Source organism: Bartonella saheliensis (genome assembly GCF_902162175.1).
Window position 1 is genome coordinate 1 of sequence record NZ_LR607207.1, and the last position, 13,880, is coordinate 13,880.

10 protein-coding genes are annotated in these 13,880 nt (G+C 35.6%); 1 reads left to right on the plus strand and 9 read right to left on the minus strand.

What is annotated here, in order from left to right:
• The first annotated feature begins 4 nt into the window (after positions 1-4).
• A complete protein-coding gene (locus FS875_RS05485) occupies positions 5-487 on the plus strand; it encodes a superoxide dismutase family protein (protein ID WP_281282247.1) in 483 nt (160 codons plus the stop codon).
• Positions 488-1,069: 582 nt separating this feature from the next.
• Here FS875_RS05485 and FS875_RS05490 read toward each other — a convergent pair.
• The 9 genes from FS875_RS05490 to sufB form a co-directional block, all read right to left on the minus strand.
• Complete coding sequence (locus FS875_RS05490; protein WP_144754101.1) at positions 1,070-2,008, minus strand: COG2958 family protein; 939 nt, start codon at positions 2,006-2,008, stop codon at positions 1,070-1,072.
• Between the two features lie 290 nt (positions 2,009-2,298).
• Complete coding sequence (locus FS875_RS05495; RefSeq protein ID WP_144754104.1) at positions 2,299-5,049, minus strand: DEAD/DEAH box helicase; 2,751 nt, start codon at positions 5,047-5,049, stop codon at positions 2,299-2,301.
• Between the two features lie 22 nt (positions 5,050-5,071).
• Positions 5,072-6,712, minus strand: a complete 1,641-nt coding sequence (locus tag FS875_RS05500) for a site-specific DNA-methyltransferase (RefSeq protein ID WP_144754107.1) — start codon at positions 6,710-6,712, stop codon at positions 5,072-5,074.
• Between the two features lie 23 nt (positions 6,713-6,735).
• Positions 6,736-8,376, minus strand: a complete 1,641-nt coding sequence (locus FS875_RS05505) for a site-specific DNA-methyltransferase (protein WP_144754109.1) — start codon at positions 8,374-8,376, stop codon at positions 6,736-6,738.
• A gap of 55 nt (positions 8,377-8,431) precedes the next feature.
• The gene (locus tag FS875_RS05510) at positions 8,432-8,833 is read right to left on the minus strand and encodes an SUF system Fe-S cluster assembly protein (protein WP_144754113.1); all 402 of its coding nucleotides are present in this window, start codon (positions 8,831-8,833) and stop codon (positions 8,432-8,434) included.
• Positions 8,826-10,070: a cysteine desulfurase gene (locus FS875_RS05515; protein ID WP_144754116.1), complete on the minus strand. Its 1,245-nt coding sequence runs from the start codon at positions 10,068-10,070 to the stop codon at positions 8,826-8,828. Before FS875_RS05515 ends, FS875_RS05510 begins: the two co-directional genes overlap by 8 nt.
• A 10-nt stretch (positions 10,071-10,080) precedes the next feature.
• Positions 10,081-11,343 (minus strand): Fe-S cluster assembly protein SufD, encoded by a 1,263-nt coding sequence (gene sufD, locus FS875_RS05520; RefSeq protein WP_144754173.1) that lies wholly within the window; start codon positions 11,341-11,343, stop codon positions 10,081-10,083.
• 7 nt (positions 11,344-11,350) lie between these two features.
• Entirely contained in the window at positions 11,351-12,106 is a 756-nt protein-coding gene (sufC, locus tag FS875_RS05525; RefSeq protein ID WP_144754176.1) for a Fe-S cluster assembly ATPase SufC, read from the minus strand.
• Positions 12,107-12,272: 166 nt separating this feature from the next.
• On the minus strand, positions 12,273-13,784 hold the full coding sequence (gene sufB, locus FS875_RS05530; protein ID WP_144754119.1) for a Fe-S cluster assembly protein SufB: 1,512 nt from the start codon (positions 13,782-13,784) through the stop codon (positions 12,273-12,275).
• Between the last annotated feature and the right edge of the window lie 96 nt (positions 13,785-13,880).

The following is a 13,880-nucleotide window of genomic DNA, read 5'->3' on the forward strand; positions in this document are numbered from 1 at the left end:
ATTTATAATACATAAAAACTTTGCATTAGCACTATCAACAACAGTGAATATTTATAAATTAGAAGATAGTAATTCAAAAAAGGCTATTGGTAGCATTAAAATTGAAGAAAACACATACGGTTTGATTTTCGTCCCTAATTTATCGACTTTACCACAAGGAATGCATGGTTTTCATGTACATGAAAATCCTTCATGTGATACAAAAGATGGCGTAATTGGTGGAAGCGCAGGAGGACATTATGATCCTGAACATAGTGGAAAACATTTAGGACCTTATAATGTCGATGGTCATCTTGGTGATTTACCACCACTTTATGTTGATAAACAAGAATATGCCACGATGAGCGTTCTTGCTCCACGATTGAAAAAAATCTCTGAAATTACAGGGCGCTCATTAATGATTCATTTAGGGGGAGATAATCAATCAGATAGGCCGTTACCGCTTGGTGGAGGTGGTGCACGTTTGGCGTGCGGCGTTATTGAATAAATAAAAGAATATTATGGTAAGTTATATTGTAACTCCCCTTTATAAAAAGAGATTAAATAACCTATGGAAATATTTTATAAAGTTCATATTTCTTTTTAAATGTTTAATATAGATGATAAAGCACTTAACGATAATCAAGACGAACAGCAATCGGAGCCAATAGAATAGTACTATAAATTCTTTCTAAGAAAACTTCAATATGAGAAAACAATATATTTTTAACGATTGAAGTAAATAACGCAAGAAAATTGAATTTAACTCTCTACAATAGTATATTTTTATAAATTATATTCATTAAGTCTAATATATAATGAAATTATACCTTATATACACAATAGAACAGGTATAAAATAGAATTTATTCACTCCTACGTGATGCGTACGCAAAAGTTTTGATTGATTCAATATCAATATAAAATGCTTTAAAATGATCGAATGTTACAATATTCTAATCTCTCATTTAAGTTAAATGAGACTAATTATCATCACAAATCAATATAATTATTCAAGCAAAACAATGATAGTAATTATTTATCACTCTGAAAAAGAACTTTTAAACGATAAAGTCCTTTTTAAATAACCTTCATGGCCCCATATGATCCCAATCAGATGGACGCATCTCACCGGTTTGATAAAATTGACGAATGAGCTTAATATAATGAAGAAAATCTTTGTTTTCCTCCACTAATCTATTAGCAATATCCCAATCAATATCTCTCCGTTCTTTAGCAGGAATTATGATCTCACTCTCGGAAGCATTTTCCTTGTCAAGTCTTATAAATCCAATTCCATGTAAGCTTGAAAGCATCCGAAGCTCTTTTAATGTATCAACACCTTCAACTTCACTCGCAACTAAATAACTAAAATTAGCCCATGAAGAATTGCTTACAGTTTGAAAAAATGCTTTTCGTAAATTTGAACGATTGATGAGAATTTTAACTTCAAAAGACCAAAGCTTTGTTTTTTTATCAAAATATTGTAAAATGCAATCCTTGATTTCACGATTCCATTCTTTACTTAAATCTTGTATTCCTACGAGGTCTGGATAAAGCCATTTATTCCCGCCAGCACCATGTTTATTACGAGAACATTTCTCATTAATGCGCTTGCTATAAACTGCAAGCTCTGACCATAAAAATTTAGATAATAATGGATAAAGATCATGCTCTTTAATAGAGCCATCTTCTGTCCTACTCTCTGTATTCTCCTCTACTGCATCAATTTCAGCACTATCTGTTTGTTTTGTAAAATAATACTGCCGTGGCCGTCCTTCAGTGGTTTTAATTTCTGGATAACGCTTTTGTAACTGAGGTCGCTGAGATCCTATTTCAGCGACAATTTGCTGAATAAGAGCTGTATCATTCTTAAGAGGAGTGATTGTTGCCGTTGAACGCTTTTGTTTTTGACGGCATTTTTCCGGATAATTTTCAAATATCCATTGTGCAATTTCTCGAGCCGTAAATTTTTTTGTCGGATTTTTCTTTAAAAAATTAAAAACAGTGTTTGTTAAATTCAAAGTCATACGTAAAATTATTTCCTTTTATCCTCTGATATATCCCATTATATTCAGATTTTTCAAAAGACATAACTATAAACTTAAAGATTTTTTTCATATAAAGAAGATAAGATTGTATTTTTATCAAAAGTTGTAAATAAGCAGTAAATCCCCATAAAAAGCCTAATCTTGTATAATTTTTCTAAACATTTTTTCTTTTACTTTTATGTAGTTAGAAAAAAATAATATCCAAACATTTGATTAAGCTTCACATTCGTCAACTAAAAACTTATGTGTTTTATTTTTGAAACAAAAAGTTATGAGCTCTCGAGTATAGATTCTGAAATGGTAAATTCTGCGCATAAACCTTCAAAACTACTATTTGCTTTAATAGCATCATGAGGGATAAGCACATAATGCCATTTTTTACTGCCATAAGTAGCCGCATAGCGCGTTGCATAACAACACCATTGAACTGCAGCTTCTCTCTTTTTTAAAACAATAGCATTTTGTATTTCAGAGGCTTTTTTAGGCTCACAAAGATATTTAGCATCTTTCGTTTCTACTACAAAGTCAGGTTCATAAGTTGATCCTTTATCATATTCGATCTTGAAAAAACCCCGCGCGGGTTTCATCCATTTCAATACTTGTGCATCATCCTCTAATATTTGAGCAAACCGTAATTCCCCTTCTACTGAATCAAACTTTTGCAAAGGGTAACAGCATTTTCTAAAGCCGCTGAATACAAGTTTTTTAATATCGCTTTTAATGGCGGGAATACTCCGAAAATCAACAGGAGATGTCCCTTGTGGCAATACATAATGGATAGGTGTTAAAGTTGTAAAACCTCGTGTCACTTTAACTTCATAATTTTTTTGCGTTTCCCATTGATGTTCTCTTAATTGTGCAACAATAAAATTATTAAGTTTATGCTGATAGTGAATTAATACATTCTCAACAGCCGTATCATTGGGTAAATAAGATCGGAAATGCTCGACCATCTGACCAGCCAATTTTCGTAATAACAGTGTATGGCTATCATAATCGATAAAGTCATTATCAATTAAACCACGAATGATATAATTTTCAAGATGAGGCTCTTTAACATATTCATTCTTAGAAGTGAGAAAAATGCTTTTATGTGTCCGCAACTCTCGAATTAAAAGCTCTTTACTAACAGGTCGCAAATTTAAGCTTTCTAAATTTTTCAAATCAAAATCAGAAAAACCATAAGTAACCTCACGCGAAGGAATAAGTACAATATTGGGAATATCTATGATCAATTCTGATAATTGTTTTGTCATAATTGTAACCACTTTTGACACAAGAGACTCTTGTGCTAGCGGCATGGTGTTCATAATTCTATTGCTTATTTTTTCTTGTATCGGCGCAGAAAAAAGCATTTGAGAATTTGGTAAATTATCATTCTCTTTAATAATATTCCACGCGATAGCAGCAATTTCTTGCTCTTCAGGCGTTAATATAGGGGAATTTATATTCCGTAACATGATATTTTGTAAATCAGATGCTTCCTTTATATCAGAATGGCGCGTTACCACTGTTTGTATCAATAAAGATTCTGCTTGACTTGGGACCGTCACTATATTTATCTTTTCAGAGGGTATATCCCCCCCTGTTCCAATTTCAATATGCTTTTTTATAATGGAGTTTAGATCGTTTGCACGATCAATAATATCTTGAAAACGATCATGCGCAATAATTGTTAAACGATCAATAGCTTCTACACCCGTCCTACATCCATAAGGCAAACGCAATCCACGCCCAATAGTTTGCTCTGTTAAAATTTCTGACGCAGATGCACGCAATGGTACAATAGTATAGAGATTAGTAACATCCCACCCCTCCTTTAATTTATTAACGTGAATAACAATTTCTGTTGGTTCATGAGGATCTTCAATCGCAATAAGCTTTTGAATATTTTGATCTTCTTCTATATTTGACTGTTTTGTATGAATTTCTAAAACTTTTCCTTGATAAGCCCCTGAAAAAAAATCTTTTGATTCCAAAAAATCCCGCAATTGCTGTGCATGATTTGTATCTTGAGCGACAACTAAAATAAAAGGCTTAATGAACTTTTTGTTATAATCCTTCGCATAGGTAATTAAATCTGCTTTCACTTTTTCATGGGCATGAATCGCATCTTGTAATTTAATATATTCTAATTGCTCAGATGTATAATTTTGAGGCTGAAAGTCTTTACGTGTAGCAACCGCAGGCTCTTTTACAAAACCATCCCTCATAGCTTCTGCAAGTGAATAATGATAAACAACATTTTTAAAATTTACAGGTTTTACCCCTATTGTTTTGGGTGTTGCTGTAAGCTCTATTCCTAATATAGGTTTTAATTCATTAATTGCCGATGCACCAGCAGAAGCACGATAACGATGTGCTTCATCCATTAACAAAACTAAATCAGGAAGATTTACGAGATAATCAAAATAACTTTCACCAATCGATTCTTGTAAGCGTTTAATGCGCGGAACACTAGATTTTAGTGCACCTTTTTTATTATCCGTTGTATTAATTTTAGAAATATTAAAAATATTGATAAAGGCTGTATCCCTATTTTCAAACAAACGCTGTTGTCCATGATAATGGTGTTCATCAGCACGAATACCTTTACCAGTTTCATAGTCTTCACCCGTAATAATAACGGGTCTATTTGCAATGAATTCACTTATTCCATTGAAAACATACTTTGAACTTTGTGGACTAAAATCCTGTTTTAATTTTTCATAAATAGTCAAATTTGGCGCCAATACAAAAAAATGACGACTACGACCTGTTAAATAAAGATAGCTGATAAAAGCGCCCATAAGTCGTGTTTTCCCAACACCCGTTGCTAAGGCAAAACAAAAAGAAGGAAAGTTTCGTTCAAAATCTTGTACAGAAGGATAAAGATTTTTTATCACTTCTAATTCTGTAACCAAATCAGCATTTTTAGAAAGTTCTAATTTTTCTAAGATGTTTACCAAAATATTTAAAGATTCACGCTGAGGATCACGCAAGGACAGGCGAGCAGAAATCCTTTTTTCAACAGTGTTCATGAGAAACTCCGTTTTTTATATATTATTCAAATAAATCTAATTCTGCTTGCGCATTATCTTTATCTTTGTTGCTTTCTTTTACCACAACCATCGGTTCAAGATTGGCTATATTTAAACTGTAATCATCCCTCCCCCATTCACATTTTTCCAATATTGCACGGGGAATTTTGGTCAGTGTCAAATTCTCAAAGGATGTTTCTTTTGCATCAAAGGCGGTACAACAAATCAGCAATGTGCGATGGGAACCTACCTCTTCGCTCATAAGACGGAGTTGTTCATGGGTCATAGCACTTGTTGTTACATAAATATAATCTGCTTCGGTTGAATAGCCTTGCATCCAATAATGATTTTCATCTGGCGCATAGGTAAATCCCATAAGTTTACACATCGCTTCTGAAAGCATTGCAGCATTATATTTGCGACTAATAATCCATTGTCCCCATGGATCTTTTTCTAACAGAGAAGGTGCAAGACGATAATAACGGAATCCACCACCACCTTGCCAATTGACACTTTGGGAAATTCCTCCTTGATCCGTTCCATCGATTACCTGTTTTAAACGAGGAATAATATGGGTATGACAATGTTCACCAAGTTCAATCATAATCCACTTGCGTCCCATCTTATGAGCAACAGCACCAGTCGTGCCAGAACCTGCAAAGGAATCTAAGACAAGATCACCGGGATTAGTTGCAAGTTGTATGATGCGTTCTATTAACCGTTCAGGTTTGGGAGTTGTAAAGACATCATTAGAATTAAAAACTTTGACTTCCCTTTTAGCATCTTGATTGTGACCGACTTCCGTATAGGGCCAAATGGTCATTGAAACCATACCGTTTTTTACTTCTGATAAAAAACGCTTTAATGATGGAACATTGCTTCCTGTTGGACCAAACCAAATGCGATTATCTTTCAATAATTCAGAGAATTTTTTTTCACTTATAGCCCAACTTCTACCATGAGGAGGCATAACTTTGCGTCCAGAAGGTGTTGTGATTTCATAAATATCCTTAGGTGTTACTCTTTTAGCAGATAAATTATCTGATTTCCAAGGGCCACGTAGATCATTATCAGGATTTTTATAGCGTGCATCCATATCTGTTGAACGAGGAAGTAAGTAAGGGCGCCAAATTGTTTTATCTTTAGCATAAACCATTATAAAATCATGGTTATCGGAAAGCCATTTTGTATCATTTTGTGGAGCATACTTTTTTTGCCAAATAATATTGTTGATGAAATTTTGGCGACCAAAAATTTCATCCATCATCACTTTAAGATAGGCTTGTTCATTATCATCAATCGATATCCAAATACTCCCATCAACTGCAAGTAAACGATGGAGTAATTCTAACCTGTCTCTCATAAGGCTAAGCCATATGGAGTGCTCTAAACCGTCTTCATAATGTTCAAAGGCATTGCCTGTATTATAAGGTGGATCGATATAGATACATTTTACTTTTCCTGTATATTCTTGCTCAAGTGCTTTGAGTGCGAGCAAATTATCACCAAAAATAAGTTTATTATCAAAAATATCTTGAGATGATATTTGATGCGAGGCATGATAAGACTTTTCAAGATCTTCTAATAAGATACGAGGCTCCAGTTTGGGGCGTTTTTCTTTTCCAATCCAGGTAAGTTCTAATTTTGGTTTATTACGGCTCATTCCTAACCTACCTCGTTTATATATTATTCAAATAAATCTAATTCTGCTTGCGCATTATCTATATCTTTGTTGCTCTCTTTTACCACAACCATTGGTTCAAGATTGGCTATATTTAAACTGTAATTATCCCTCCCCCATTCACATTTTTCCAATATTGCACGGGGAATTTTGGTCAGTGTCAAATTCTCAAAGAATATTTCTTTTGCATCAAAGGCGGTACAACAAATCAGCAATGTGCGATGGGAACCTACCTCTTTGCTCATAAGACGGAGTTGGTCATGGGTCATAGCACTTGTTGTTACATAAATATAATCTGTTTCGGTTGAATAGCCTTGCATCCAATAATGATTTTCATCTGGCGCATAGGTAAATCCCATATGTTTACACATTGCTTCTGAAAGCATTGCAGCATTATATTTGCGACTAATAATCCATTGTCCCCATGGATCTTTTTCTAACAGAGAAGGTGCAAGACGATAATAACGGAATCCACCACCACCTTGCCAATTGACACTTTGGGAAATTCCTCCTTGATCCGTTCCATCGATTACCTGTTTTAAACGAGGAATAATATGGGTATGACAATGTTCACCAAGTTCAATCATAATCCACTTGCGTCCCATCTTATGAGCAACAGCACCAGTCGTGCCAGAACCTGCAAAGGAATCTAAGACAAGATCACCGGGATTAGTTGCAAGTTGTATGATGCGTTCTATTAACCGTTCAGGTTTGGGAGTTGTAAAGACATCATTAGAATTAAAAACTTTGACTTCCCTTTTAGCATCTTGATTGTGACCGACTTCCGTATAGGGCCAAATGGTCATTGAAACCATACCGTTTTTTACTTCTGATAAAAAACGCTTTAATGATGGAACATTGCTTCCTGTTGGACCAAACCAAATGCGATTATCTTTCAATAATTCAGAGAATTTTTTTTCACTTATAGCCCAACTTCTACCATGAGGAGGCATAACTTTGCGTCCAGAAGGTGTTGTGATTTCATAAATATCCTTAGGTGTTACTCTTTTAGCAGATAAATTATCTGATTTCCAAGGGCCACGTAGATCATTATCAGGATTTTTATAGCGTGCATCCATATCTGTTGAACGAGGAAGTAAGTAAGGGCGCCAAATTGTTTTATCTTTAGCATAAACCATTATAAAATCATGGTTATCGGAAAGCCATTTTGTATCATTTTGTGGAGCATACTTTTTTTGCCAAATAATATTGTTGATGAAATTTTGGCGACCAAAAATTTCATCCATCATCACTTTAAGATAGGCTTGTTCATTATCATCAATCGATATCCAAATACTCCCATCAACTGCAAGTAAACGATGGAGTAATTCTAACCTGTCTCTCATAAGGCTAAGCCATATGGAGTGCTCTAAACCGTCTTCATAATGTTCAAAGGCATTGCCTGTATTATAAGGTGGATCGATATAGATACATTTTACTTTTCCTGTATATTCTTGCTCAAGTGCTTTGAGTGCGAGCAAATTATCACCAAAAATAAGTTTATTATCAAAAATATCTTGAGATGATATTTGATGCGAGGCATGATAAGACTTTTCAAGATCTTCTAATAAGATACGAGGCTCCAGTTTGGGGCGTTTTTCTTTTCCAATCCAGGTAAGTTCTAATTTTGGTTTATTACAATGCATGTGATCGTTTTTAAATCCAACTGTTTGCAAAAACGGTGTACTTACGAACAGTATTTTAATACCATCCGACAGCAATTTGCGCTTCTTCTGACATACACTCAGGTGTCCACGGTGGATCAAAAGTCATAGTGACTTCAACATGCGAAACCCCTTCAACGGCACTGACAGCATTTTCCACCCATCCTGGCATTTCACCGGCAACAGGACAGCCTGGCGCTGTAAGAGTCATTTCAATTTTTACTGAACGATCATCTTCAATATCAATACGGTAAATTAGTCCTAGCTCATAAATATCAGCAGGAATCTCTGGATCATAAACTGTTTTAAGAGCAGCAATAATATCATTCGTCATACGATCAATTTCTTCTGCGGGAATTGCTGATATGTAAGATTTTTTATTTTCGCTTACAGTTTTAGCAGATTCTGTAGAATGGCGCTCTTCTATTAACTCACCCATTAAAAAATGTCCTTGTTTCTTTCAATGCTTTGACCAACTGATCTATATCTTCTTGAGTATTATACATAGCCAATGATGCACGACAAATAGATGTTAAACCAAAGCGTTGTAATAAAGGCTGTGCACAATGAGTTCCCGCACGGATTGCAACCCCTTTTCTATCAATAAACATAGCGATGTCATGAGCATGAATACCTTCAATTGCAAATGATATAATCGCTCCTTTATTGGGAGAGCGACCATAAATACGCAATGATTCAACTGTTTGAAGCTTTTCATGCGCATAAGCTGAAAGAGACATTTCATGGGCATGAATTGTACTGAGACCTCTCTCTTGTATATAGTCAATAGCCGCAGCTAATCCAATAGCTTCAACGATAGGAGGTGTACCTGCTTCAAAACGATAAGGAGGAGCATTATAAAGAACCTTATCGGTTGTTACCTCCTCGATCATTTCACCTCCCCCTTGAAAAGGATGCATTTCCTCTAGACGATATTCTTTACCATAAAGAACACCAACACCAGTAGGACCATAAAGCTTATGTCCCGTAAAGACATACCAATCACAATCAAGATCTTGTACATCAACAGTTAAATGTATTGCTCCTTGAGAACCATCAACAAGAACAGGAATAGAATTTTGATGTGCTTGCTTAATCATCTCCTTAACAGGAGGCACAGTCCCTAATATATTAGACATATGCGTTATAGCGACAAGCCGCGTTTTTTCACTTAAAGCCTTTTGAAAATCCTCAATATGCAGAACACCATTTTCATCAACAGGAACAAAAATAAGCTTCACCCCTTTTTGTTCACGCAAAAAGTGCCAAGGAATAATATTTGCATGATGTTCCATGATTGTTAGAACAATCTCATCACCTTCCTTGAGTTTGGGCATAGCCCAACCATAAGCAACCGTATTAATCGCTTCCGTTGCATTTTTCGTAAAAACAATTTCCTCAGCTTTTTGAGCATTTAGAAAAAGGCGAACAGTTTCACGAGAATTTTCATAATATTGCGTTGCTGTATTGGCTAAAAAATACATTCCCCTATGCACATTGGCGTAATAATGGTGATAATAATTATTCATTGCATTGAGTACTGATTGCGGTTTTTGAGCAGAAGCACCACTATCAAGATATGCTAATCGCTTTCCATAAACTTGATGATGCAAAAGAGGAAAATCACGTCGAATTTCGTCGACATTATAATTGAACGTTTTTACGTCATTTTCCATTTTTTCTCTCTTAAACATTTTTTTCAAGCCATTGACCAATGATATTTTCCAAAACAGTCTGGATATTATCTTGCTTAATGTCATCAATAAGCTCGGCAATAAACCCTTTAATCAAAAGAGCACGAGCCGTTTTAAAGGGGATACCGCGTGCCATGAGATAGAAAAGATAATCATGATTAATATTCGCAACTGTTGCGCCATGACCGCATGCAACATCATCAGCAAAAATCTCCAATTCAGGCTTTGCATTAAATTCTGCATCATCCGAAAGGATAAGGCTATTGCAAGCCATGCGTGCATCTGTTTTTTGCGCTTTTTGAGCAACACGTATGATCCCTTGAAAAACACCCACAGCCTTATCTGTAACCACATTGCGTATAATTTCAGTTGATGTTGAATTTTCTTCTACGTGACTAACAGTCATTGTAAGATCACTATGTGTTTGTCCTGATAATAAATTTATAACGCGTAATTGAAAATCAGATGCTTCTCCTTGTAACTCGACATCGACTTCCTGACGATTGAGTTGACTCCCTATATTAATGACATAAAGTGATAATTTTGCTCCTTGAGCGAGAACAGCACGCAATCGACCAAACTGCGTAGAATTAAAACCACGATTGCGAACAAGAATCCAAGTAACATCACTATGAGCGGCAATATTCAATGAAAACACTGAACTGACAAAAGTATCTTGATCATTGCCAACCTGATGTTCAACAAACATAACTTGACTATTTTTATCAACTTTTATGTCTGAAAAAGTATGAGATTGTCCTCCCATTTGTATATTTTGTAATTCAATGGGTCTATTTAACTTTGTATTTTCAGGAATGTGAAAAAGCCAGCCATCTGTAACGAAAGTTGTATTTAATTGCCCAATAAAGTCCTCATCAGAAATATTTTGATCTATCGATACAGAATTGTCTTCTAATGCATCTGAAAGGCGTTTTACTGCAATCTTGTCTATCTTTGACCGCGTTGCTACTTTTCCATTGTTCATGGAAAAAACAGCGCTTTCTGAAAGTAATGCATCGACCGATTGATTGTCTTGGTCTTTTGAAAAATTGCTCACAGACTTCAGTAATGTGCGTAAATTGGTATAATGCCAATTTTCGATTTTACGAGAAGGAAGACGTGTCGTTTGAAACTGATCAATAGCTTTCTTGCGGATTTCCCACACGACTTTACTACCCGGTAGGTCATTGATATACTGATTAAAATTACTAAGTATATCTTCTTCAACCGCTAACAAATTTTGCTGTGTTTTCATAATGCCCTCAAACCGCTTCCCTAATAAGATCGGCGTACCCATTTTGCTCTAAATAAAGCGCTAAAGATTTATCTCCGCTTTTAATAATTCGTCCTTTATAGAGAACATGTACCGTATCAGGAATAATATAATTAAGCAGCCGTTGATAATGGGTAATCACCAAAAATGAACGTTTTGAATCTCGAAGTTTATTAACACCATCGGCAACAATTTTTAATGCATCAATATCTAAACCAGAATCAGTTTCATCTAAAATGCACAGTTTAGGTTCAAGAAGTGCCATTTGTAAAATTTCAGCACGTTTCTTTTCTCCCCCTGAAAAACCTACATTTAATGGACGTTTTAGCATGTCCATATCTATTTCAAGCTTGGCTGAAACCTCTTTAACATATCTTATAAATTCAGGAATTTTAAGCTCTTCACTCCCTCGCGCTTTGCGTTGAGAATTCATCGCAACTTTTAAAAATTCCATTGTTGCTACCCCTGGTATTTCCATTGGATATTGAAATGCAAGAAAAATACCATATGCAGCACGTTCCGCTGGATCCATTTCTAAAAGTGATTGTCCATTATAGAGAATATCGCCTTCTGTTACTTCATAATCATCACGACCAGCAAGTAAATAAGATAAAGTTGATTTTCCGGCACCATTTTGTCCCATGATCGCGGCAACTTCTCCATCTTGAACCGTCAAGTTTAAACCACGAATAACTTCTGTATCGGTCCCAGCAATACGGGCGCGTAAATTTTTTATCTCTAACATCATTTAATCCTGTTCTGGCTGTTTTTTCAGATATCAATGCGTACTATCTTTCCTAGCACCCATCTCCTTTTGTAATCACCATAGAAGTTGTTTTTTTACATTATTTTCTACTATTACAGCCTTATCTTCGATTTATCTCATTAAATAGAATTATCCAAAAATAGAATTATCCAACACTCCCCTCAAGGCTAATACCAATAAGTTTTTGTGCCTCGACAGCAAACTCCATGGGAAGTTTTTGAATAACTTCTTTTACAAAACCATTGACAATTAATGCAATTGCCTCTTCCTCGGGAATTCCTCTCTGCATAACATAAAAAAGTTGATCATCAGAAATTTTTGATGTGGTGGCTTCATGTTCAAATTGAGCTGTTGCATTTTTTGCTTCAATATAAGGCACTGTATGTGCTCCACAATCATTCCCGATTAACAAACTATCACATTGTGTAAAGTTACGCGCATTTTGTGCTTTTCGATGGGCTGTGACTTGCCCTCGATAAGTGTTATTTGAAAAACCAGCAGAAATGCCTTTGGAAATAATACGACTGGAGGTATTTTTTCCTAAATGAATCATTTTTGTACCGGAATCAATTTGTTGATGACCGTTTGCAACAGCGATAGAATAAAACTCTCCACGCGCGTTATCTCCACGCAATAAACAGGATGGATATTTCCAAGTAATCGCAGAACCAGTCTCAACCTGTGTCCAGGAAATTTTAGAGTTATGTCCTCGACAATCTCCACGCTTCGTCACAAAATTATAAATACCACCCTTTCCATCTTTATCGCCAGGGTACCAATTTTGCACTGTAGAATATTTAATTTCTGCATTTTCAAGGGCAATAAGCTCAACGACAGCAGCATGAAGTTGGTTTTCATCACGTTGAGGAGCCGTACATCCTTCAAGATAAGAAACATAGGAATCTTCAGCAGCAATAATCAATGTTCGCTCAAACTGCCCTGTATTGCGCTCATTAATTCTAAAGTAAGTTGAAAGCTCCATAGGACAACGAACCCCTTTGGGAATATAGACAAATGAGCCATCTGTAAAAACAGCTGCATTTAAGGCCGCATAATAATTATCTCCCACTGGTACAACTGTTCCCAAATATTCTTTAATAAGCTCAGGATGTTCAATAATCGCCTCTGAGATAGAACAAAAAATTACACCGGCACGCGCCAGCTCTTTTTTAAATGTTGTCACAACCGAAACAGAATCAAAGACCGCATCAACAGCCACCTGCCCCGATACAGACACACTGTCATCAAACGTAGAGGGATCAGACTGTTTTCTTACCCCTGCTAAAATCTCTTGTTCTTTAAGAGGAATGCCAAGTTTTTCGTATGTTGCTAATAACTCAGGATCCACTTCATCTAAAGATTTTGGTCCCGTATGATTTTTAGGAGCAGCATAATAATAAAGCTCCTGAAAATCAATTTTAGGATATTCAAGACGCGCCCAATGAGGCTCTTGCATTGTCAGCCAACGACGGTAAGCTTGTAAGCGCCATGTTAGCATCCATTCAGGCTCATTTTTTTTAGCTGAAATAAATTTGATAATATCTTCATTCAAACCTTTCGGCGCTTTATCCGTTTTAATTTTCGTTTCAAAGCCATATTTATATTGATCAACATCTATTTCACGGACTTGGCGTATCGTTTCTTGTACGGCCGGCATAAGTTTTCTCCATCTTTTGGCATCAAAAACCGGTAACTAAAAGTCTTGTTTTACAAGATTAAAATTAAGTAGGTTATTTCCTAGGCTATAGGCAAA